General features: G+C 68.0%; 24 protein-coding genes. 15 read left to right on the forward strand and 9 right to left on the reverse strand.

What is annotated here, in order from left to right:
- Window positions 1–62 precede the first annotated feature (62 nt).
- Window positions 63–1,277: a 3-deoxy-D-manno-octulosonic acid transferase gene (locus L540_RS07300; RefSeq protein ID WP_043207388.1), complete on the forward strand. Its 1,215-nt coding sequence runs from the start codon at window positions 63–65 to the stop codon at window positions 1,275–1,277.
- Between the two features lie 4 nt (window positions 1,278–1,281).
- On the opposite strand, the gene L540_RS21890 is transcribed toward L540_RS07300, so the two are convergent.
- Genes L540_RS21890 through L540_RS07310 form a run of 3 tightly spaced genes read right to left on the reverse strand, consistent with a single transcriptional unit; the run spans window position 1,282 to window position 3,070 of the window.
- Window positions 1,282–1,446 carry a hypothetical protein gene (locus L540_RS21890; protein ID WP_165590417.1) on the reverse strand — a complete coding sequence of 55 codons (165 nt, stop codon included), beginning with the start codon at window positions 1,444–1,446 and terminating at the stop codon, window positions 1,282–1,284.
- Between the two features lie 14 nt (window positions 1,447–1,460).
- The gene (locus tag L540_RS07305) at window positions 1,461–2,246 is read right to left on the reverse strand and encodes a type III pantothenate kinase (protein ID WP_043207144.1); all 786 of its coding nucleotides are present in this window, start codon (window positions 2,244–2,246) and stop codon (window positions 1,461–1,463) included.
- Window positions 2,243–3,070 carry a biotin--[acetyl-CoA-carboxylase] ligase gene (locus tag L540_RS07310; protein WP_043207141.1) on the reverse strand — a complete coding sequence of 276 codons (828 nt, stop codon included), beginning with the start codon at window positions 3,068–3,070 and terminating at the stop codon, window positions 2,243–2,245. Before L540_RS07310 ends, L540_RS07305 begins: the two co-directional genes overlap by 4 nt.
- Window positions 3,071–3,199: 129 nt before the next feature.
- On the opposite strand from L540_RS07310, the gene L540_RS07315 reads away from it, so the two are divergent.
- From L540_RS07315 to lipA, 10 genes are all read left to right on the forward strand, one after another.
- Window positions 3,200–4,288: an MlaE family ABC transporter permease gene (locus L540_RS07315; protein WP_048026189.1), complete on the forward strand. Its 1,089-nt coding sequence runs from the start codon at window positions 3,200–3,202 to the stop codon at window positions 4,286–4,288.
- Window positions 4,288–5,115 carry an ABC transporter ATP-binding protein gene (locus L540_RS07320; RefSeq protein WP_043207139.1) on the forward strand — a complete coding sequence of 276 codons (828 nt, stop codon included), beginning with the start codon at window positions 4,288–4,290 and terminating at the stop codon, window positions 5,113–5,115. Before L540_RS07315 ends, L540_RS07320 begins: the two co-directional genes overlap by 1 nt.
- Window positions 5,102–6,028: an MlaD family protein gene (locus L540_RS07325; RefSeq protein WP_043207136.1), complete on the forward strand. Its 927-nt coding sequence runs from the start codon at window positions 5,102–5,104 to the stop codon at window positions 6,026–6,028. The genes L540_RS07320 and L540_RS07325 overlap by 14 nt, the downstream gene beginning before the upstream one ends.
- Before the next feature lie 4 nt (window positions 6,029–6,032).
- Window positions 6,033–6,623, forward strand: a complete 591-nt coding sequence (locus tag L540_RS07330) for an ABC-type transport auxiliary lipoprotein family protein (RefSeq protein ID WP_043207134.1) — start codon at window positions 6,033–6,035, stop codon at window positions 6,621–6,623.
- Window positions 6,624–6,655: 32 nt separating this feature from the next.
- Complete coding sequence (locus tag L540_RS07335; RefSeq protein ID WP_043207131.1) at window positions 6,656–7,303, forward strand: alpha/beta hydrolase; 648 nt, start codon at window positions 6,656–6,658, stop codon at window positions 7,301–7,303.
- Between the two features lie 132 nt (window positions 7,304–7,435).
- Complete coding sequence (locus tag L540_RS07340) at window positions 7,436–8,707, forward strand: D-alanyl-D-alanine carboxypeptidase family protein (RefSeq protein WP_109842509.1); 1,272 nt, start codon at window positions 7,436–7,438, stop codon at window positions 8,705–8,707.
- Between the two features lie 103 nt (window positions 8,708–8,810).
- The gene (locus L540_RS07345) at window positions 8,811–9,677 is read left to right on the forward strand and encodes a D-amino acid aminotransferase (RefSeq protein ID WP_043207127.1); all 867 of its coding nucleotides are present in this window, start codon (window positions 8,811–8,813) and stop codon (window positions 9,675–9,677) included.
- A gap of 54 nt (window positions 9,678–9,731) precedes the next feature.
- Window positions 9,732–10,004 carry a YbeD family protein gene (locus L540_RS07350; protein ID WP_043207125.1) on the forward strand — a complete coding sequence of 91 codons (273 nt, stop codon included), beginning with the start codon at window positions 9,732–9,734 and terminating at the stop codon, window positions 10,002–10,004.
- Window positions 10,005–10,013: 9 nt separating this feature from the next.
- A complete protein-coding gene (gene lipB / locus L540_RS07355) occupies window positions 10,014–10,673 on the forward strand; it encodes a lipoyl(octanoyl) transferase LipB (protein ID WP_043207124.1) in 660 nt (219 codons plus the stop codon).
- Window positions 10,674–10,729: 56 nt separating this feature from the next.
- Entirely contained in the window at window positions 10,730–11,725 is a 996-nt protein-coding gene (gene lipA / locus L540_RS07360) for a lipoyl synthase (protein ID WP_043207122.1), read from the forward strand.
- A 29-nt stretch (window positions 11,726–11,754) separates the two neighbouring features.
- On the opposite strand, the gene L540_RS07365 is transcribed toward lipA, so the two are convergent.
- Window positions 11,755–12,318, reverse strand: coding sequence for a cob(I)yrinic acid a,c-diamide adenosyltransferase (locus L540_RS07365; protein ID WP_043207119.1), 564 nt, complete (start codon window positions 12,316–12,318; stop codon window positions 11,755–11,757).
- Window positions 12,319–12,491: 173 nt separating this feature from the next.
- Here L540_RS07365 and L540_RS07370 point away from each other — a divergent pair, with 173 nt between their 5' ends.
- The gene (locus tag L540_RS07370) at window positions 12,492–12,797 is read left to right on the forward strand and encodes a copper-binding protein (protein WP_032958598.1); all 306 of its coding nucleotides are present in this window, start codon (window positions 12,492–12,494) and stop codon (window positions 12,795–12,797) included.
- Window positions 12,798–12,857: 60 nt separating this feature from the next.
- Here L540_RS07370 and hslU read toward each other — a convergent pair whose 3' ends face one another.
- The 5 genes from hslU to L540_RS07395 all read right to left on the reverse strand — a co-directional run bounded on the left by hslU (window position 12,858) and on the right by L540_RS07395 (window position 17,454).
- The gene (gene hslU / locus L540_RS07375; protein ID WP_043207116.1) at window positions 12,858–14,192 is read right to left on the reverse strand and encodes an ATP-dependent protease ATPase subunit HslU; all 1,335 of its coding nucleotides are present in this window, start codon (window positions 14,190–14,192) and stop codon (window positions 12,858–12,860) included.
- Window positions 14,193–14,218: 26 nt separating this feature from the next.
- A complete protein-coding gene (gene hslV / locus L540_RS07380) occupies window positions 14,219–14,758 on the reverse strand; it encodes an ATP-dependent protease subunit HslV (RefSeq protein ID WP_043207114.1) in 540 nt (179 codons plus the stop codon).
- Window positions 14,759–14,910: 152 nt separating this feature from the next.
- The gene (dksA, locus tag L540_RS07385; RefSeq protein ID WP_043207113.1) at window positions 14,911–15,375 is read right to left on the reverse strand and encodes an RNA polymerase-binding protein DksA; all 465 of its coding nucleotides are present in this window, start codon (window positions 15,373–15,375) and stop codon (window positions 14,911–14,913) included.
- A gap of 119 nt (window positions 15,376–15,494) precedes the next feature.
- Entirely contained in the window at window positions 15,495–16,598 is a 1,104-nt protein-coding gene (locus L540_RS07390; protein ID WP_043207112.1) for a CobW family GTP-binding protein, read from the reverse strand.
- Between the two features lie 361 nt (window positions 16,599–16,959).
- Window positions 16,960–17,454, reverse strand: coding sequence for a Fur family transcriptional regulator (locus tag L540_RS07395; protein ID WP_043207111.1), 495 nt, complete (start codon window positions 17,452–17,454; stop codon window positions 16,960–16,962).
- Between the two features lie 221 nt (window positions 17,455–17,675).
- On the opposite strand from L540_RS07395, the gene L540_RS07400 reads away from it, so the two are divergent.
- From L540_RS07400 to L540_RS07410, 3 genes are read left to right on the forward strand one after another with little or no spacing between them, the layout of a single operon-like run.
- Window positions 17,676–18,383, forward strand: a complete 708-nt coding sequence (locus L540_RS07400; protein ID WP_180961746.1) for a metal ABC transporter ATP-binding protein — start codon at window positions 17,676–17,678, stop codon at window positions 18,381–18,383.
- Window positions 18,380–19,255, forward strand: a complete 876-nt coding sequence (locus L540_RS07405; RefSeq protein ID WP_043207106.1) for a metal ABC transporter permease — start codon at window positions 18,380–18,382, stop codon at window positions 19,253–19,255. Before L540_RS07400 ends, L540_RS07405 begins: the two co-directional genes overlap by 4 nt.
- An 11-nt stretch (window positions 19,256–19,266) precedes the next feature.
- A complete protein-coding gene (locus tag L540_RS07410) occupies window positions 19,267–20,214 on the forward strand; it encodes a metal ABC transporter substrate-binding protein (protein ID WP_043207381.1) in 948 nt (315 codons plus the stop codon).
- Window positions 20,215–20,222 lie beyond the last annotated feature (8 nt).

Here is a 20,222-nt window from a genome sequence, read left to right on the forward strand (position 1 = left end):
ACTTGCGCCGCCGCCTCTATACCTGCCTGTTTCGCCTGGCGGTGCCGCTGCTCTGGCTGGGGATGTGGCGCCGCTCGCGGCGCGTGCCCGGGCAATGGGATGTGCTGGCGCGCACGCGCTTCGGCCATCCCGAGACGGACGCCCTGCCGGGCGCGGTCTGGGTGCATGCGGTCAGCCTGGGCGAGACCCGCGCCGCCCAGCCGCTGGTGGCGGCGCTGCTGGCGCGCGGCCTGCCCGTGCTGTTGACCCATATGACGGCAACCGGCCGCGCCGAAGGCGCGCGGCTGTTCGGCCAGGCCATCGCCGCCGGGCAGTTGCGGCAGGCCTGGCTGCCCTATGACTTCCCGGGCCCCGCCGGGCGTTTTCTCGACCACTACGCCCCGCGCTGCGGCCTGATCATCGAACGCGAAATCTGGCCCAATCTTTTGGCCGCCGCGCGGGCCCGGCGCCTGCCCATGGCCCTGGTCAGCGCCCGGTTCTCGGCGCGCTCGCTGCGCACGACCCGGCGTCTGGGCGCGGTCATGCGCGAGGCCATCGCCAGCCTGGACCAGGTGTTGGCCCAGACCGAGGAGGACGCCCAGCGGCTGCGCGAGGCGGGCGCGCGGGCGGTCTCGGTGACCGGCAACCTGAAGTTCGACGTCGAACTGCCGCCCGAGCAATTGCGCGACGGCCATACCTGGCGCGATGCCGTCGGCAGGCCGGTGGTGGCCATCGCCAGCACGCGCGAAGGCGAAGATGCGCTCTTTCTGCAGGCCATGCGCGCATTGCCCGAACCGCGTCCGCTCTATCTGCTGATTCCGCGCCATCCCCAGCGTTTCGACCAGGCTTGGGCGCAGGCCGAGGCGGCCGGCCTGAGGGCCGTGCGGCGTTCGGTATCGCAGGCCCCGCCCGAGGCCGGGGTCGATCTCGTGGTGGGCGACACCCTGGGCGAGATGGCCTTCTACTACGCCGCGGCCGACGTGGCCATCATCGGCGGCAGCTTCGCCGCCCTGGGCGGGCAGAACCTGATCGAGGCTTGCGTGGCAGGCACGCCGGTGATCACCGGCCCGCATACCTTCAATTTCAAGCAGGCCACGCGCGATGCCATCGAGGCCGGCGCGGCCGAGCGCGTCCATGATGCGCGCCAGGCGTTGCAATTGGCCGCTCAGTGGCTGGCCGATCCGGCCTTGTTGCAGCGCCGCGCCCGCGCCGCGCGCGACTGGACGGCGGCCCACACGGGCGCCGTGGCGCGCAGCCTGGAAGTCCTGCGGGACATGCTGGGCGGCGCCAGGGGCTAGCGCTTCAGCCCGGGCGCTTGGACGTCAGGCTGATCTGGTCGGCGTTCAGTTCCTGGTTCAGGCGGCGGGGATCGCGGCCTTCGTCATCGGGGCGGGGCCCCAGCCAACCTTGTCCCAGGCCGTAGGCCCAGAGATTGGCCAGCAGGATCACCAGAAACAGGATGCGCATAGGCCCCTCGTCTATCAGGTTGAGCCGTCGGCGGCCAGGGCGGCCAGGCCGTCGAGCACGGGCGCCTGGAGAATGACGGGCTTGGGCGCCGCGCCGCGGCTGGCGCCGACCAGCAGCAGCAGGCGTTCTATCTCGGGCCGGACCTCGGCCCAGCCGCCGCCGGCGACATAGACTTCCGGCGCCTGGCCGTAGCGGTCATGGCCGGCCAGCCATTGGCGCACCAGCGCGCCGGCCTGCGCCGCGGCGATGCCGGTGGCGATGGCCTCATGGGTTTCGGTCGGGTAGGGGGTGACAGGCCCCTCGGCCAGCGGCAGATTGGCCGTGCCATGCACCAGCGAGCCGCGCATCATGGCCGGGCCGGGCAGGATGAGGCCGCCGGCGAATTCATTGTCCGGGCCCAGGGTGTCCAGCGTGGTCGCCGTGCCGAAGGACGCCAGCAGGGCGGGCGGGTGGCCTTCGGGCAGGCGCATCCGCAGGCCCAGCATGGCGGCCCAGCGATCCGCGCCCAATTGGGCCTGGTTGCGATAGGCGTTGGTCATGCCCAGGGCCTCGCGGCGCGGCCGCATCCACGTCACGCCGCAGCCCGCCAGGGCCGCGGCGATCGCCTCGCCCCGGGCGGGGCCCGCGACATTGACGCCGATGGCGCGCGCGGGCTTGCGCGCCTGCTTCCGCAGCCAGGCGCCCAGGGCGTCCAGGTCCAGGTTGTCGAAGGCCACGGGCTCCGGTTCGCGCGCGCCGGTCCGAGGGTCCAGCCAGCCCAGCTTCAGGCGGCTGTTGCCGGAATCGATCAGCAGGATCATGGCTGGGCTCGCACGGAGATTTCGCCGGCCGACACGCTGACCAGGCCGGCGTCGCATCGCACCCGCAGCCGTCCCATGACATCCACGCCGGCGGCCTGGCCGGCATGAAGGACTTCGCCGCGGTCGATCACATTGACGGCGCGGCCGGCCAGCGCGTCAGCACTGGCGTAGCGCTCGACAAAGGCCGCGAAGCCCTGCTGTTCAAGATCGGCCACGGCCTGCTGCCAGGCCAGGGCCGCCGCCTGCACGATGTCGGCGGCTTCGGTGACGCGGCCGCCGCCTTCGACCTGGGTCCAGTCGGCGATGGCGCGCCCCAGGCTGGCCGACAGCGTGTCGGCGTCGCGCAGGTTCACGCCCATGCCGATGACGACGGTATAGCCGTCGCCGTCCGGGTTGCGGGTGGTTTCGGCCAGCACGCCGGCCAGCTTGGCGTCATGCCATTGCACATCGTTGGGCCATTTCACGCAGACCCCGGCATGGCCGCTCAGGCGGCGCAGGGCTTCGCAGGCCGCCAGTCCCGCCAGGGGCGAGAGCGCGGGCAGCTGGGCGGGGGGCAGGCGCACATCGAAGGCGCAGGAGAACATCAGCGTGGCGCCGCTGCGGTTTTGCCAGGGGCGGCCAGCGCGGCCTCGGCCGGCCTCCTGCAGATGGGCGCCCAGCAGCCAGGGCTTGAGGCCGCGGCCATGGCGCGCGCGCGCCAGCAGGTCGGCATTGGTCGAACCGGTGCTGGCCACCCATTGCACATGGGCGAAACCGGGCAGGCGCGCCTGGACGGCGCGTTGCAGCGCGTCGGGGGCGGGCAGGTCGAGGGCTTGAACAGGCATGATGGGCCGAATTGTAGGGCAACGCGATCTTTCGCCTGGACGTTATATGATGTGTAACGGCCAGAATCACTTTTTCGCGACGCTATGCACCAGCAACGACTGCCCGACCGCGATTGCCAGGCGCCGCCCATGCGCAGGGACGGCGCCGTGATTTATCTGGGGGGCGATTGGAGCCTGCAGGCCCTGGCCGCCCGCGGCCAGGTGCAGTCCCGCCGCGAAGCCCTGGCGCAGGCCAATGAAAACACCCGCTGGGACCTGCGCGGCATCGAACGCCTGGACACCATCGGGGCCAACCTGCTGTGGCGGGCCTGGGGCGAGCGCCTGCCCGAGCGGCTGCGCCTGACCGACGGCCAGCGCGAGGTCTTCGACGCCCTGGCCGCCAATCCGGGGGGCGCGGCGCCGCAAGCCCCCGAGCCCGACCGGCTGGGCTGGCTGGCGGCCATCGGCCAGGCCGTGTTCGACGCCGTGGGCAACGGCCTGACACTGATACGCATGCTGGGCCAGCTGGTGATCGACTTCGGCGGCCTGCTGCTGCGGCCTTCACGCGGCCCCTGGCGCGAAATCTCCGCCCAGGTCTATCGCACCGGCGCCCAGGCCCTGGGCATCACGGCCCTGGTCGGCTTTCTGATCGGCGTGGTGCTCTCCTACCTGTCGGCGCAGCAATTGCAGATCTTCGGCGCCGACCGCTTCATCGTGCGGCTGCTGGGCGTGTCCATCGTGCGCGAGCTGGGTCCGGTGCTGGCGGCCATCCTGGTGGCCGGCCGTTCCGGTTCGGCCATCACGGCCCAGATCGGCGTGATGCGCGTCACGCAGGAGCTCGACGCCATGAGCGTGATGGGCATTTCGCGCAGCCAGCGCCTCATCCTGCCGCGCGTGATCGCCCTGGCCATCACCATGCCCCTGCTGGTGCTGTGGACCGACGCCATGGCGCTCATGGGCGGCATGCTGGCCGCCCAGATGCAGCTGGGCATCTCGGCGCAGTGGTTCATCGAATCGCTGCCCGGCGCCATCACCATCACCAACTACTGGATAGGCCTCTTCAAGGGCGTGTCCTTCGGCGTGCTGATCGCCCTGGTGGCCTGCCACTTCGGCCTGCGCATCAAGCCCAACACCGAAAGCCTGGGCCGCGGCACGACCACATCGGTGGTGACGTCCATCACCGGCGTCATCCTGGTCGATGCGCTGTATGCGGTCATCTTCAGCAAGATGGGCATCTGATGGATACGCCGGCCATCCCCGCGGACTGCCTGACGCTCACGCCGGTCATTTCGGTCACCGGCCTGCGCACGGCCTTCGGCGACCATGTCGTGCACGAGAATCTCAACCTGACGGTCTATCCGGGCGAGATACTCGTCCTGGTGGGCGGTTCGGGTTCCGGCAAGACCGTGCTGCTGCGGCAGATCATCGGGCTGGCCCAGCCGGCCCGGGGCGAGGTGCGCATCCTGGGGCGGGACATTTCCACGCTGAGCACGCGGGAGCGCCGCCGCCTGTCGGAGCGCTGGGGCATGCTGTTCCAGGCGGGCGCGCTGTTTTCGGCGCTGTCGGTGTTCGATAATGTGGCGTTGCCCCTGCGCGAATTGCGCACCCTGCCCGAAGATCTCATCCAGGACGTGGTGATGTGCCGCCTGGACATGGTCGGGCTCAATGCCAAGGATGCGCTCAAGAGCCCTTCGGATCTTTCGGGCGGCATGATCAAGCGGGTCGGCCTGGCGCGGGCGCTGGCGCTGGACCCGGAACTGCTCTTCCTGGACGAGCCGACCGCCGGCCTGGACCCCGTGCGCTCCGACGAGTTCGTCGACCTGGTGCGCAGCCTGCACCGGCAGCTCGGCTTTACGGTGGTGATGGTCACCCACGACCTCGACACCCTGCTGGAACTGGCCACGCGCGTGGCGGTGCTGGCCGACAAACGTGTCATCGCCTGCGACAAGGTGTCCGAGATCCTGAAGATCCACCACCCTTTCATCCAAAGTTTCTTCCTGGGCGAACGCGGCAGGCGCGCGCTCGGGGATCTTGCACCAAAGGACGCAGGCAATGGAAAACCGTAGTCATGCCTTGCTGGCGGGGATATTCACCCTGGTGTTGCTGGCCGCCGCCGCGCTGGTGGCCGTGTGGGTCGGCCGCGACCGCTCGACGGTCAAGCTCTACGACATCGTTTCCTCGGCGCCGGTCAGCGGGCTGACCGCGCAATCGACGGTGCGTTATCAGGGTGTGCCGGTGGGCAAGGTGCAATCGCTGATGCTCAATGTCAACCGGCCGGGCGAGGTGCGCATCCGCATCGGCGTCTCGCCGAATACGCCCATCACCGCCTCGACCTGGGCCGAAGTGGGCGTGCAGGGCGTGACCGGCCAGGCCACGATCGAACTGCGCGACAACGGCGGTTCGACGGAGCTGCTGGCGGCCCAGGGCAAGCAGCCGCCCGACATCCCCTTGCGGCCAGGGCTGTTCGACCGCCTGGAGCACCGCGGCGCGGCGCTGCTGACCAAGATCGAGGACACCGCCGAAGAACTGCGGCAGCTCCTGAGCCCGTCCAATATCGAAGCCCTCAGCCTCACGCTCAAGAACACGGCGGAAATCAGCACCCAGCTCAAGGAGGCCAGCCGCGACCTCGCGCCGGCGCTGCGCAGGGTGGGGCCGATGGTGGATTCCCTGGGCAAGGCCGCGACCGATGCCTCCGCGCTGATGCAATCGGCCAGTCAGTCGCTGGCGCGCCTGAATGCCCCCGACGGTCCCTTGTCGACCGCCGGCCGCAGCCTGCAGGAGATCGCGCGCGCCGCGGCGCGCCTGGATCGTGAAACCCTGCCGGCCGTCACCGATATGGCGCACTCGGTCAATGGCGCGGCGCGCAGCGCCCAGTCGGCCCTGCGCCGCGTGGGCGATACGCCGCAATCCATCCTGTTCGGGCCCGCGCCTGTCGAGCCCGGCCCCGGCGAACCCGGTTTTGCCGGCTTTAGGAGATGAACGCATGAACAAGATCTGCCTGGCCGCGGTGCTGGCCCTGGCGTTGAGCGGCTGCGGCGTGGGCCGCGTGGCGCCCCAGGCCTCGCTGTTCGATCTCGGGCCCGAAGCGCCGGCGGCCGTCCAGCTGCCGTCGCGCTCGGCCATCGTGCTGGCCTATTCGGCCGCCGCCGCGCTGGGCGATACCGGCGTGATCTGGCGCGTGGGCGACAGCACCACGCCCAAGGCCTACGCCGGTTTCCGCTGGACCGAGCCGCCGTCCAGCCTGGTGCGCCAGCGCCTGCAGGAGCGGCTCTCGCGTGAAGGCGCGGTCCTCGCCGACAGCGCCGGCACCGGCGCGCCGCAGCTGCGCGTCACCTTGATGCGCTTCGAGCAGGTCTTCGCGCCGGACGGCGCCTCCAGCCAAGGCCAGGTCGTCCTGCAGGCGGTCTTGCTGCAAGACGGCAAGCTCCTGGGCCAGCGGCGTTTCGCCCGCCAGGCCGCCGCACCGACGCAGGACGCCGCGGGCGGCGTGGCGGCGCTGCGCCAGGCCACCGACGCCGCCGCCGATGACCTGGCCGCCTGGCTGGCTTCGGTCTTGCCGCCGAGGGCCGGTTAACATCGCGGTTTTGCGTTTCTGCGGATTGGCCCATGTTTGCACATACCGACATCCTCGCTTTCACCGGCGCCGCCGGGCGTATTGAATGCGCGGTGGATTATCCCGACGGCGATCCGCGGGGATGGGCGCTGGTGCTGCATCCGCATCCGCTGCACGGCGGGGCGCGCGACAACAAGGTCGTGACCACGATCGGGCGCGCCTGCACGAACGCGGGCCTGGTCGTGGTGCGGCCCAACTTCCGCGGCGTGGGCGCATCCGAGGGCGAGTTCGACCGCGCTGTCGGCGAGACCGAGGACATGCTGGGCCTGATCCCGCAGATCCGCCAGGCCCTGCCCGAGCTGGCCGACGCGCCCTGGGTGCTGGGCGGCTTTTCCTTCGGCACGGCCGTGGCCGCGCAGGTCTATGCCACGCTGGCCGAGCAGGGCGCGCAGCCCGGCGCGCTCATGCTGATGGGGCCCGCCGTGGGGCGCTTTCAATTCCGCGAGGTCGACTTGCCCGAAGACACGCTGCTGGTGCACGGCGAAAACGACGAGGTGGTGCCGCTGGGCGAGGCCATGGATTGGGCGCGGCCGCGCAACCTGCCCATCGTGGTGATCCCCGGCGCCTCGCATTTCTTCCACGGCAAACTCATCACACTGCGCAACCTGGTCGCACAGCGCCTGAAACTGGCATTGGGCTGAATGCCGCGGCGTTGCATCGCGTTGCATGTTTGCGGCACGCCGGGAACGTTTGGCGTTCGGGCGTGTCGGATACGCTGCCTATAATGTTGTGCCGCCGTGACCGCGGCCGGCCCTCTTTGAACCTCCTAGCCGATGAAGACCTTGTCCCAATCTGCCCTTGCTCCTACCGTATTCTCCCGTCGCGTGATCCCGAGTGCCGTGCTGGCCGTCATGCTGGCCGCCTCGCTGCCGGCCGCCGCCCAGCAGCAGACCCCCGCCGCCGTGTCGCCCGCGACGTCCGTGGCCACGCCGGCCACGGCGGCACCGGCGGGCACGGCGGTGCCCGTGGGCGAGCTGGCCTCGGTGCCCGCGCCCACCGTCGCCGCGCGCGCCTGGATCACGGTTGATGTCAACAGCGGCCAAGTGCTGGCCGCCTCCAATCCCGACCAGAAGGTCGAGCCCGCCTCGCTCACCAAGATCATGACGGCCTACGTCGTGTTCAACGCCCTCGATGAAAAACGCCTGACGCTGGAGCAGCAGGTGCCCGTGTCCGAGCACGCCTGGCGCACGGGCGGCTCGCGCATGTTCATCGAGCCGCGCAAGCCCGTGACCGCCGACGAGCTCATCCAGGGCATGATCGTGCAATCCGGCAATGACGCCTCGGTGGCGCTGGCCGAAGCCGTGGGCGGCAGCGAGTCCGCCTTCGCCGCGCTCATGAACGAACAGGCCGCGCGCCTGGGCATGAAGGGCACGCATTTCATGAATGCCACCGGCCTGCCCGACCCGCAGCACATCACCACGGTGCGCGACCTGGCTACGCTGGCCACGCACCTGGTGGCCGATCATCCCGAGCACTACCACTACTACAAGCAAAAGAGCTACACCTACAACAAGATCACGCAGCCCAACCGCAACCGCCTGCTGTGGGCCGATCCTTCGGTCGACGGCATGAAAACCGGCCATACCGATTCGGCCGGCTACTGCCTGGTGTCCACCGCCATGCGCGGCGACCGCCGCGTGCTCACCGTGCTGGTGGGCGCCGACAGCGAATCCACCCGCGCCGAAGAAAGCCTCAAGCTGCTGAACTGGAGCTTCCAGAACTTCGACACGGTCAAGCTCTACGACCAGAGCCAGCCCGGCCTGGAGGCGCGCGTCTGGGAAGGCAAGGCCGAAAACGTCAAGCTCGGCCCGCCCAACCCCATCTGGCTGGCCGTGCCGCGCGGCAAGGGCAGCGAGATCAAGCCCGTCGCCCAGCGCACCGACCCGCTGGTCGCGCCCTTGGCCAAGGGCCAGCAAGTGGGCACGCTGCAGCTCACCCTGGATGGCAAGGTCCTGCGGGTCGAACCCCTGGTCGTCCAGGAGGACGTCGAGCGCGCCGGTTTCTTTGGCCGCATGGCCGACACCGTCAGGCGCTGGTTCCAGTAAGCCCGCGCGCGCGGGTGTAAGCTATGTCCGGCATGTGAGCGGCGAACGGAAACCTCCGTTCGCCTCATGGCCCAAGCGGTCACTTTCCTTCTAGGAGCTGTTCATGATTCCGGGCATGCCGGGCGATAGCCTGGTGTATCTCAATGGCGAATTCACCCGCGCCGACCAGGCCAAGATTTCGGTCCTGGATCGCGGTTTCATCTTTGGCGATGGCATCTACGAGGTCGTGCCGGCCTATCATGGCAAGGCCTTCCGCATGGCCGAGCACCTCAACCGGCTCGAGCGCAGCCTGGCGGCCATCAGCATTCCCATGCCGATGGACCGCGCGGCCCTGACCGCCGTGATCGAGAAGCTCATCGCGGGCGCCGCCACCAAGGACTGCATCGTCTATCTGCAGATCACGCGCGGCGTCTACAAGCGCGATCATGCCTTTCCGGCCCAGGCCATCACGCCCACGGTCTTCGGCATGGTCACGCCCTTGGTCGTGCCCTCGGCCCAGCAGCGCGAACAGGGCGTGGCGGTCGTGTCCATCAAGGACGAGCGCTGGCTGCATTGCGAAATCAAATCGGTGTCGCTGCTGGGCAATGTGCTGGCCCGCCAGCAGGCCGTGGAGGCCGGCGTCGACGAAGTCATCCAATACCGCGACGGCTTTCTCACCGAAGGCTCGTCCAGCAATATCTGGGTCGTGCGCGGCGGCAAGCTCCTGGCGCCGCCCAAGAACAACCTTATCCTTGAAGGCATCCGCTACGGGCTCATGGCCGAATTGGCCGAGCAGGCCGGCGTGCCCTTCGAGGCGCGGCCTATCCCGCGCGCCGAAGTCGAAAGCGCCGACGAGGTGCTGGTGACGTCGGCCACCAAGGAAGTGCTGCCCGTGACGCGGATCGACGGCAAGCCGGTTGGGGATGGCAAGCCCGGCCCCGTTTATCGCCTATTGCGCGCGGGTTATGATGCCCGTATCGCCGCGCTCTGACCGCGGCCCCAGGCCGGATGGCCGGCGTGCCATCCGGCGGCGAGGCAAACGCTTATGCATATTTCCCCCGAAGACTCCCTCATCGAATATCCGTCCGACTTTCCCATCAAGGTGATGGGCAAGCAGCACCCGGATTTCGCCCAGACCCTGACCGACGTCGTCCTGCAGTTCGACCCTGAGTTCGATCCGGCTTCGGTCGAGATGCGGCCCAGCAAGGGCGGCAATTATCTTGGCCTGACCTTCACCGTGCGGGCCGTCTCGCGCGAACAGCTCGACGCGCTGTACCGCGCGCTGCACGGCCACCCCATGGTGTCCATCGTTCTGTAAGCCGTGGGCATGGATGTCAAGGTCGCCTGGCTCGCGCCCGGCGCCGGCTATGCGGATGTCTGGCAGGCCATGCAGGCCTTCACGGCCAGCCGCGGGCCCGCGACGCGCGACGAGATCTGGCTGTGCGAGCATGCGCCCGTCTATACCCTCGGGCAGGCCGGGTTGGCCGAACATATCCTCAATCCCGCCGGCATCGAGGTGGTGCGCTGCGACCGCGGCGGCCAGGTGACCTATCATGGCCCGGGCCAGGTCGTGGCCTATAGCCTGTTCGACCTGCGCCGCGCCGGCCTGTATGTGCGCGACTATGTCGCGCTGCTCGAAGACGCCGCCATCGCCGTGCTGGACCAGGCCGGCATCGCGGCGCGGCGCAAGCCCGGAGCGCCGGGCGTCTATGTCGCGCAGCCCGGCGGCGAGCTGGCCAAGATTGCCGCGCTGGGCATCAAGATACGCAATGGATGCGCCTATCACGGCCTGGCCCTGAACGTGGCCATGGACCTGGCGCCTTTTTCCGGTATCAACCCCTGCGGGTACGAGGGCCTGCGCACCACGGACATGGCGTCCTGCGGCGCATCCTGTAGCCTGCGCGATGCGGGCCAGGCCCTGGCGGATGAACTCGCCAGGCGGCTGGGCCAGCGGGCACGGGCGGCGGGCGCGCCGGTGCCGGGGTAGTAAAATGCCGTTTTTGTTTCCGGCCGCCGCGTCCGAGGCGGTCCAGAAGGTGTCCCATGTCCACGCCGCTTGATGCCCCCTCGAACGACACCAGCGCCAGCGCTGTGTCCGCCTACGATCCGACGCAAAAGCAGAAATCGCAGGCCAAGACGGCGCGCATTCCCATCAAGGTGATTCCGGCCGAGCGCCTGAAGAAACCCGAGTGGATCCGCGTGCGCGCCGCGGCGCCGGGCTCGCGCTTCTATGACATCAAGCGCATCCTGCGCGAGCACAACCTGCACACGGTGTGCGAAGAAGCCTCCTGCCCCAATATCGGCGAGTGCTTCGGCAAGGGCACGGCTACGTTCATGATCATGGGCGACAAGTGCACGCGCCGCTGCCCCTTCTGTGATGTGGGTCATGGCCGCCCCGATCCGCTGGACGCGCAAGAGCCGGAGAACCTCGCGCGCACCATCGCCGCGCTCAAGCTTTCCTACGTCGTCATCACCTCGGTGGACCGCGACGACCTGCGCGATGGCGGCGCGGCGCATTTCGTCGAATGCATCACCAAGATCCGCGAACTCTCTCCCGCGACCCGCATCGAGGTGCTGGTGCCGGACTTCCGCGGCCGCCTGGATCGCGCGCTGGGCATACTCAATGCCGGCCCGCCCGACGTGATGAACCACAACCTCGAAACCGTGCCCCGCCTGTACAAGCAGGCGCGCCCGGGGTCGGATTACCTGCATTCGCTCAAGCTGCTGGCCGAGTTCAAGGCCCTGCATCCTGATGTGCCGACCAAGTCCGGCCTCATGCTGGGCCTGGGCGAGACCGACGAAGAAATCCTCGAGGTCATGCGCGATATGCGCGCGCACAACGTGGACATGATCACCATCGGCCAATATCTGCAGCCGTCCGAGCACCATCTGCCGGTGCTGCGCTATGTGCACCCGGACACCTTTGCCATGTTCGAGCGCGAAGCCTATGCCATGGGCTTCAGCCACGCGGCCGTGGGCGCCATGGTGCGTTCTTCCTACCATGCCGATGAACAGGCGCACGCCGCGGGCGTGAACTGACCCGCGCCCCGCAAGGGGCGTTTTGCATTTCAGTCGGCGGTTTTGCGCGAGTGGCGGCTGCTCCAATAGACATCGGATTGGCCTGCCGCCTGGTTGAGGTAGCGGGCCAGCACAAACATCAGGTCGGAGCTGCGGTTCAGGTACTGGCGCAGCGGCGCGTTGACCTCGGCCTGGGCGGCCAGCGTGATCACCGAGCGTTCGGCGCGGCGGGCCGCCGTGCGGGCCAGGTGCGCCAGCGCCGAGGCGCGCGAGCCGCCGGGCAGGATGAATTCGCGCAGGGCGGGCAGGGCGGCGTTGTAGAAGGCCAGGCGCGCATCCAGGAAGGCGACCTGGTCTTCGGCGAGCGCGACGTGCCCGGGGATGCAGAGTTCGGCGCCCATGTCGAAAAGATCATGCTGCATGGTCAGCAGATCGGACGACACAACATCGGGCAGCGCTTCGCAGCGCAGCAGACCCAGCGCGCTATTGAATTCATCCACATCGCCCAGCGCGATGATGCGGGCGTCATCCTTGGCGACGCGGCTGCCGTCGCCCAGTCCGGTGGTGCCATCATCCCCGGTGCGGGTGGCGATGACGGAGAGGCGGTTGGCCATGGCGGAGTCCTTGTGAATGCGGGGGCGGGGCCCGCTATTCTAGGGCACGCAGCGGATTGTCATGAATGTTGCGAATCGCAGTGCTTGGCTGCGTTTGGTGCGGATCGAAGGCGCCCTGATCGCGGTATTCTTGAGCTGCGGGCCCCAGTCCGGGCCCGGCAGGAGATTTTATTATGGCGTTTTCGCGCAAACACACCATGTCCATGGCCATGACGACGGCCATGGCCTTCGTCAGCCTGGCCAGCCCCCAGGTCCTGGCGCAGTCCGCCCAGGCCAGCGGCGAGGTCAGGCGGGTCGACGCTTCGGCGGGCACGGTCACGCTCAAGCATGACGCGATCGCCGCCCTGGACCTGCCCGCCATGACCCTGGTCTACCAGGCCGCGCCGGCGCTCTTGAACAATATCAAGCCTGGCGACAAAGTCCGGTTCACCGCGACCCGCAAGGACGGCAAGTACGTGGTGACCGAGATTTCGAAGTAAGCAGCGTTCGGGCAAAAAAAACCCGGCCGGGCGGCCGGGGTTTGGCGGCGGCGCGTGCTGTCAGAGCACGTAGCGCGCCAGGTCCTGGCTGGCCGCGGCTTCGGAGAGCTGCGACTCCACATAGGCCGCATCGATCTTCACGCTGCGGCCGCTGCTGGCGGTGGCGTCGAAGGACAACTCTTCGAGCAGCTTTTCCATCACGGTGTACAGGCGGCGGGCGCCGATGTTCTCGGTGCGCTCGTTGACCGAGAAGGCCAGCTCGGCCAGGCGCTTGATGCCCTCCTCGGTGAACTCCAGGTGCACGTCTTCGGTGGCCAGCAGGGCCGAATACTGCTTGACCAGCGAGGCATCGGTTTCCGACAGGATGCGCACGAAATCCTCGGCCGACAGCGAGTCCAGCTCGACGCGGATCGGGAAACGGCCCTGCAGCTCGGGGATCAGGTCCGAGGGGCGCGACAGATGGAAGGCGCCCGAGGCAATGAAGAGGATGTGGTCGGTGCGCACCATGCCGTAGCGGGTGTTGACCGTGGTGCCTTCGACCAGCGGCAGCAGGTCGCGCTGCACGCCCTGGCGCGACACATCGGCGCCGCCGCTTTCCTGGCGGGCGGCGATCTTGTCGATCTCATCCAGAAAAACGATGCCGTTCTGCTCCACATTGGCGATGGCCGCGGCGCGCAGATCGTCTTCGTTGACGCGCTTGCCCGCTTCTTCCTCGACGATGAGCTTGAAGGCTTCCTTGACCTTGATCTTCTTGGGCTTGGTCTTGTCGCGCGACAGGCCGGCGAACATGCCGCGCAGCTGCTCGGCCATTTCTTCCATGCCGGGCGGCGTCATGACATCGAGCTGAGGCATGGGCTGGGCGATCTCGATTTCGATCTCGAGATCATCCAACGAGCCCTCGCGCAGGCGCTTGCGGAAAGTCTGGCGCGTGGTGTTGCCGTCGTCGCGCTGCGGTTCGCCCATGGCATTGCGGGCCGGCGGCACCAGCGCATCCAGGATGCGGTCTTCGGCGGCGTCTTCGGCATGGCTGCGCACGCGGCGCATTTCGAGTTCGCGCGTCTGCTTGATCGAATATTCGGTCAGGTCGCGGATGATGGTGTCGACGTCGCGGCCCACATAGCCCACTTCGGTGAACTTGGTGGCCTCAATCTTGATGAAGGGCGCATTGGCCAGCTTGGCCAGGCGGCGGGCGATCTCGGTCTTGCCCACGCCGGTCGGGCCGATCATCAGGATGTTCTTGGGATGGATTTCGTGGCGCAGGGGTTCGGCGACCTGCTGGCGGCGCCAGCGGTTGCGCAAGGCCACGGCCACCGCGCGCTTGGCGCGGTTCTGGCCGATGATGTATTTGTCGAGTTCGGAGACGATCTCTCCGGGCGTCATGGTCGATGCGGACATGGCTTGGGTCCTCGGGCCGTGCGGCGTCAGCCGCCCAGCGTTTCAATCACGTGATTCTGATTCGTGTAGATGCACAGGTCGCCGGCGATCTCCAGCGACTGCTTGACGATGGCTTCCGGCGGCAGCTCCGTGTTGCGCAGCAGGGCCAGCGCGGCCGATTGCGCATAGGCGCCGCCCGAACCGATGGCGGCCAGGCCATGCTCGGGCTCCAGCACGTCGCCGTTGCCGGTGAGCACCAGGGTGTGTTCGACGTCGGCCACGATCAGCATGGCTTCGAGACGGCGCAGCACGCGGTCGGTGCGCCAGTCGCGCGTGAGCTCGACGGCGGCGCGCATCAGGTGGCCTTGGTGTTTTTCCAGCTTGGCCTCGAAACGCTCTTGCAGCGTGAAGGCGTCGGCGGTGGCGCCGGCGAAGCCCGCGAGCACCTTGTCATGGTAGAGGCGGCGGATCTTGCGTGCCGTGCCCTTGATGACGATATTGCCCAGGGTCACCTGGCCGTCTCCGCCCAGTGCGACATGGTTGCCGCGGCGGACGCACACAATGGTGGTGGCGTGAAATTGTTCCATGCTTTCCTTCCTTTGAAGGACGTATCTGGGGGCGCCCGTCCTGCATTTCAAGGCTGCGCCAGCAGCGGCCCTTTTTTTATCCAGGGGGCGCCAAAGAAAAAGGGCCATGCCGGTTTTCACCAGCATAGCCCCTCGTCGGTCCTGCGGACAGCTTAGTCGCCGTAGAGTTTCTGGCGCATTTCGCGGCGCTCCTGGGCTTCCAGCGACAGCGTGGCGGTCGGGCGGGCCAGCAGACGCGGAATGCCGATGGGTTCGCCGGTTTCCTCACACCAGCCGTATTCGCCGCTATCGATGCGGGCGATGGCCTGCTGCACCTTTTTCAGGAGCTTGCGTTCGCGGTCGCGCGTGCGCAGTTCCAGGGCATGTTCTTCTTCGATGGTGGCGCGGTCGGCCGGATCGGGCACGAATTGCGTTTCGCGCAAGTGCTCGGTGGTCTCCCCGGCATTGGCCAGGATGTCCTGTTCGAGTTGTTTGAGCCGCTCTTTGAAGAACGCCAGCTGGCGTTCGTTCATATAGTCGGACTCGGGCATGGCCAGCAATTCTTCTTCGCTGGGCAGATCAATCGCCGTATCGCTCGTCGACTTGCTTGATTTCTTGGTTGCTGCCTTCGTAGCCATGAAAACACTCCACTATGAATCAATCCGCAGCGGCATCCTCGGATGCCGCCCGGCAGGCCTGTTGTGTACTGGCGCTAAGGTTTTCCTTGCAGTACGGTTCTACGGGTCCGGGACGGGCGTCAGCCCACCAGGCACTGTTCAAGGCCGCGGGTGAAAATCTCCTGCGGCAGTTTGCGGCCGATGAAGACCATCTTGGTGGACGGCTTCTCGGCGGCGGTCCAGGGTTTGCCGGGCTCGGCGCCCATCATCATGTGCACGCCCTGGAACAGCATGCGGCGGTTGATGCCCTTCATGTACAAGATACCCTTGTAGCGCATCAGGTCCGGGCCGTACACCTGCACCACGCCGCCCAGGAATTCTTCCAGGCGGGCCGGATCGAAGGGCTTGTTCGAGCGGAACACGAAGGCGCCGATCTCGTCGTCGTGCTGGTGGTGATGATGGTGATGGCCGTGGCCGCAATGCGCGCCGCATTCGCCTTCGTGATCATGGTCATGGCCGTGATCATGGTCGTGGTGGTCGTGCGCATGCTTGGCATCCGGGTGCTCGTCGGCCAGGAAGTCCGGGTCGATGTCCAGGATGGAATTCAGGTTGAAGCCGCTGATGTCGATGATGGACTTCAGGTCGACCTCGCCGAAATGCACCGGCGTGATCGGCGCGCGCGGGTTGATGCGCAGCAGGCGGGCACGCAGGGCTTCATAGTCGGCGTCGTTGACCAGGTCGCGCTTGGAGACCAGGATGCGGTCGGCGAAACCGACCTGCTTCTGGGCTTCGGTCTGGGCGTCGAGCGTGGCCATGCCGTGCTTGGCGTCGACCACCGTCACCACCGCGTCCAGGCGGTAGTACTCGGCGATGTCGTCGTCCATGAAGAAGGTCTGGCACACCGGGCCGGGGTTGGCCATGCCGGTGGTCTCGATGATGACGCGCTCGAAGGCAAGCTGGCCGGCCTCGCGCTTGACGCGCAGCTCGTTGAGCGTGCGCATCAGGTCGCCGCGCACCGTGCAGCAGACGCAGCCGTTGGACAGCTCGATGATTTCCTCATCGCGGTCCTGCACCAGCAGATCGTTGTCGATGCTCTCGGGCCCGAATTCGTTTTCGATGACGGCGACGCGGCGGCCATGGAATTCGGTGAGGATGCGCTTGAGCAGGGTGGTCTTGCCTGCACCGAGAAAGCCGGTGAGGATCGTGACGGGAACCATTTTGTCCAAACTGCGCGGGGTGTTCATGGCGATGCTGGATGCTTAAATCGGCTGCGGGGTGGGCAATGTGCTGGCCCGATAGGCGTCTGCCATATCGGTAGAGCTGCCGCCTGCGGCTGGCTTGCCGGGGAGTGAGCCCCGCGCGGTGCCAGCCCTCGCCTGCGACGTGAATGCGACAACTCGCGGCTTGAGTTGGGGCTGCCGAGATGGGTCTGCACTGGGCAGCCAATCGCGACCGGACGCAGGATTACAGCACAGTCGGCTGTCAGGGGCAAACCCCGTAACAGCCCTAGCGTCTCTTTTGGCGCAGATCGCGGCCCTTAGCCGACCAATATCGGGTAATCCCTGCAAATGGGGGCAAGGCCGCCGATTTCAAGAGGGGACGGAGCTAGTGGTGGCGATGGGGCGCGGCCGGCGCCTTCTTCTGGCACTGGGGACAGAGGGCGCGGATTTCGGTCTCGTGCGTGGCCAGGGCAAAGCCGGTCTGGGCCACCCGCTCGGCCAGCTGCCGGCTCATGGCCGGGTCGCTGACTTCGGCCACGGCGCCGCAGCCCGTGCAGACCACCAGCAGGTCATGCGGGGCGCCCGCCGCGTCGTGGCAGGCAGTCCAGGCATTGACCGCGTCCAGGCGGTGGATGAGCCCTTCGTCCATCAGGAAGTCCAGGGCGCGGTAGACCGTCGGCGGGGCCGCGCCCGGGTGCACGGCGCGCATGGCCTCCAGCAGCTCATAGGCTTTCAGGCTGCGTCCATGGGTGAGCAGCAGCTCCAGGACTTTGCGGCGGATGGGCGTCAACCGGCGGCCGCGCTCGGCACAGAGCGATTCGGCCAGGCGGAGTTGCTCGCCGACGGCGTCGGCGCGGCTGTTGCGGGCAGGGGCTGACATATAGAGAGAGGTTCGGGGCCGTCCAGGAATGAGGCGAAGGTATCAGAAAACCTCTTGCCGCGGGGCTTGGGGCCAATATTGGTATGATATAACATAATAAAACCTCGAATATTCCGCTGCGTCATGTCTTTGTTTTCTTCGTCTTCGCTCCTGCGCCATGGCGTGGCCTGGCGCATGGGCTGGGCCTTGGCCGCCAGCCTGCTGATCTGGAGCCTGCTCGCATGGGCCATATCCTGAACGCCGCGGCCATCGAGCTTGAAGCCGCCACCTTCGGCTGGCGCGGGCAGCCCGCCGTGCGCGAGATCAGCGGGCGGTTCGCGCCCGGCTGCATGACCGCCATCGTAGGGCCCAATGGCGCGGGCAAGTCCACGCTGGTCAAGGGCCTGGCCGGGGTGCTGGCGCCCATGGCGGGCCGGCTGCGGCGCGATCGCGCCGCGGTGGCCTGGCTGCCTCAGGCCGCCGAGCTGGAGCGCGATTTCCCGATTTCGGTGCTCGACGCCGTCGTGCTGGGCGGCTGGCGGCGCATCGGGGCCTGGCGCGCCGTGGATGCCGGCGAGACCGCGCGGGCGCATCTCGCGCTGCGCCGCGTCGGCCTGGAGCAGCTGGCGCGGCGTCCGTTGCAGGCCTTGTCGGGCGGGCAGTTGCAGCGCGTGCTCTTTGCGCGCCTCCTGATGCAGGATGCGCCCATCCTGGTCCTCGACGAGCCTTTCGCCGCCGTGGACGGACAGACCACGCGCGTGCTCATGGCCCTGCTCTGCGCCCTGAATGCCGAGGGGCGCAGCGTCATTGCCGTGCTGCACGACATGGCCCTGGTCAGGGAGTACTTCGGCCAGACCCTGCTGCTGTCCGGACGGGTGCTGGGCTGGGGGCCGACCGCCGAGGTGCTGGCGCCCCAGCGCCTGGCGCACGGGCAGCTGGGGTACGCATGAGCTTGTGGCAGGCGCTGGCGGCGCCTTTCTTCGACTTCGGATTCATGCGGCGCGCGCTGGCTGGCGCGGTGACGCTGGCCTTTGGCGCCGCGCCGCTGGGCGTTTTCCTGGTCCTGCGGCGCATGAGCCTGATGGGCGACGCCATGTCGCACGCCATCCTGCCCGGCGTGGCCGCGGGCTATCTGCTGTCCGGCCTGTCGCTGGGCGCCATGATGGCGGGCGGCATCGCCACGGGCCTGGCGGTGGCTCTGTTGTCGGGCCTGGTCACGCGGCTGACGCCGCTGCGCGAAGACGCCAGCTTCGCGGCTTTCTACCTGATATCGCTGGCGCTGGGCGTGCTGCTGGTGTCGCTGCGCGGCTCCAATGTCGATCTGCTGCACGTGCTGTTCGGCACGGTGCTGGGCCTGGGCAACGATGCGCTGTGGCTGGCCGGGCTGGTCAGCACCCTGACGCTGTTCAGCCTGGCAGCCATCTACCGCCTGCTGGTGGCCGAATGCTTCGATCCGGGGTTTCTGCGCGCGGCCGGCGGCCGCGGCTGGCTGGCGCACTTCGGCTTCCTGGCGCTGGTCGTCGTCAACCTGGTCGCCGGTTTCCAGATCCTCGGCACGCTCATGGTGGTGGGCATGATGATGCTGCCGGCGCTGGCGGCCCGCTTCTGGGCCCGCCGGGTGGCCACGCAGATGCCCCTGGCCGTGGGTCTGGCCGCGCTGGCCTCCTGGGCCGGCCTGGTGGCGTCCTTTCATTTCGACCTGGCCGCCTCGCCCGCCATCATCCTGGCCGCCGGCCTGATCTATCTCCTTTCCTTGACGCTGGGCCCGCAGGGCGGTTTGTGCCGCCGCCGGCAAGGGCCTGTCTTTTCCAAAGAGGTGTGAACATGAAGCGTATCTGGGCGCGTTGCGCGGCGATTGCCGTATTGTCCGTCCTGCCGGCCGCGGCGGCCTGGGCGGCGCCGGTCAAGGTGGTGACCAGCTTTTCCATCTTGCAGGACATGACCGCCGAGATCGGCGGTCCGGATGTCGAGGTGCAAACCCTGGTCGGGCCCGATGGCGATGCCCATGGCTTCGAGCCCAGCGCGGCCGATTCGCGCAAGCTGGCCGGCGCCAGCCTGCTGGTCGTCAACGGCCTGGGTTTCGAGCCCTGGCTGGCGCGCCTGGTCGAGGCATCGGGTTTCAAGGGGCGCCAGGCGACGGCCTCCGAGGGGGTCAAGCCGCGCCGCTTTGCCGCCGCGCGCGATCACGACCATGACCATGACAGCCACGATCATGACCACGGGGACGATCACGACCATGGCCACGGCCATGGCGCGCAGGATCCGCATGCCTGGCAGGATCTGCGCAACGGCATGATCTACGCGCGCAATATCGGCCGCGCCCTGGGCCAGGTCGATCCGGCGCACGCCGAACAGTACCGTCAGCGCGCCGAGGCCTATGTCGCGCGGCTGCAGGCCCTGGAGACCAAGGCGCGGCAGATCTTTGCCGCCATCCCCGAGGCGCGCCGCAAAGTGGTCAGCACGCATGACGCGTTCGGCTATTTCGGCGACGCCTATGGCGTGCGCTTCATCCCGGTGGCTGGCCTGTCGACGCTGTCCGAGCCTTCCGCCGCCGGCTTTGCCGCCGTCATCGAGCGGGTCAAGCGCGAGCAAGTGCCGGCCATCTTTGTCGAGAACATCGGCAACGCGCGCCTGGCCGAGCAGATCGCGCGCGAATCCGGCACCCGGCTCGGTGGTACGCTTTATTCCGATGCGCTGGCCAAGCCCGGTCAAGCGGGCGCGACCTATGTGGGAATGTTTGAATGGAATGTGCAGCAATTGGCCGAGGCCTTGCGGCCTTGATGCTGGCG

The sequence above is a fragment of the Bordetella pseudohinzii genome (assembly GCF_000657795.2).
Classification (GTDB): domain Bacteria; phylum Pseudomonadota; class Gammaproteobacteria; order Burkholderiales; family Burkholderiaceae_B; genus Bordetella; species Bordetella pseudohinzii.

Bases quoted from the DNA above. Each gene is read 5' to 3' on its own strand.
- L540_RS07300 (WP_043207388.1), top strand. From the start codon at position 63: ATGTGGCGCCGCTCGCGGCGCGTGCCCGGGCAATGGGATGTGCTGGCG.
- L540_RS21890 (WP_165590417.1), bottom strand. From the start codon at position 1,446: ATGCGCATCCTGTTTCTGGTGATCCTGCTGGCCAATCTCTGGGCCTAC.
- L540_RS07305 (WP_043207144.1), bottom strand. From the start codon at position 2,246: ATGATCCTGCTGATCGATTCCGGCAACAGCCGCCTGAAGCTGGGCTGG.
- L540_RS07310 (WP_043207141.1), bottom strand. From the start codon at position 3,070: ATGCCTGTTCAAGCCCTCGACCTGCCCGCCCCCGACGCGCTGCAACGC.
- L540_RS07315 (WP_048026189.1), top strand. From the start codon at position 3,200: ATGCGCAGGGACGGCGCCGTGATTTATCTGGGGGGCGATTGGAGCCTG.
- L540_RS07320 (WP_043207139.1), top strand. From the start codon at position 4,288: ATGGATACGCCGGCCATCCCCGCGGACTGCCTGACGCTCACGCCGGTC.
- L540_RS07325 (WP_043207136.1), top strand. From the start codon at position 5,102: ATGGAAAACCGTAGTCATGCCTTGCTGGCGGGGATATTCACCCTGGTG.
- L540_RS07330 (WP_043207134.1), top strand. From the start codon at position 6,033: ATGAACAAGATCTGCCTGGCCGCGGTGCTGGCCCTGGCGTTGAGCGGC.
- L540_RS07335 (WP_043207131.1), top strand. From the start codon at position 6,656: ATGTTTGCACATACCGACATCCTCGCTTTCACCGGCGCCGCCGGGCGT.
- L540_RS07340 (WP_109842509.1), top strand. From the start codon at position 7,436: ATGAAGACCTTGTCCCAATCTGCCCTTGCTCCTACCGTATTCTCCCGT.
- L540_RS07345 (WP_043207127.1), top strand. From the start codon at position 8,811: ATGATTCCGGGCATGCCGGGCGATAGCCTGGTGTATCTCAATGGCGAA.
- L540_RS07350 (WP_043207125.1), top strand. From the start codon at position 9,732: ATGCATATTTCCCCCGAAGACTCCCTCATCGAATATCCGTCCGACTTT.
- lipB (WP_043207124.1), top strand. From the start codon at position 10,014: ATGGATGTCAAGGTCGCCTGGCTCGCGCCCGGCGCCGGCTATGCGGAT.
- lipA (WP_043207122.1), top strand. From the start codon at position 10,730: ATGTCCACGCCGCTTGATGCCCCCTCGAACGACACCAGCGCCAGCGCT.
- L540_RS07365 (WP_043207119.1), bottom strand. From the start codon at position 12,318: ATGGCCAACCGCCTCTCCGTCATCGCCACCCGCACCGGGGATGATGGC.
- L540_RS07370 (WP_032958598.1), top strand. From the start codon at position 12,492: ATGGCGTTTTCGCGCAAACACACCATGTCCATGGCCATGACGACGGCC.
- hslU (WP_043207116.1), bottom strand. From the start codon at position 14,192: ATGTCCGCATCGACCATGACGCCCGGAGAGATCGTCTCCGAACTCGAC.
- hslV (WP_043207114.1), bottom strand. From the start codon at position 14,758: ATGGAACAATTTCACGCCACCACCATTGTGTGCGTCCGCCGCGGCAAC.
- dksA (WP_043207113.1), bottom strand. From the start codon at position 15,375: ATGGCTACGAAGGCAGCAACCAAGAAATCAAGCAAGTCGACGAGCGAT.
- L540_RS07390 (WP_043207112.1), bottom strand. From the start codon at position 16,598: ATGAACACCCCGCGCAGTTTGGACAAAATGGTTCCCGTCACGATCCTC.
- L540_RS07395 (WP_043207111.1), bottom strand. From the start codon at position 17,454: ATGTCAGCCCCTGCCCGCAACAGCCGCGCCGACGCCGTCGGCGAGCAA.
- L540_RS07400 (WP_180961746.1), top strand. From the start codon at position 17,676: ATGGGCCATATCCTGAACGCCGCGGCCATCGAGCTTGAAGCCGCCACC.
- L540_RS07405 (WP_043207106.1), top strand. From the start codon at position 18,380: ATGAGCTTGTGGCAGGCGCTGGCGGCGCCTTTCTTCGACTTCGGATTC.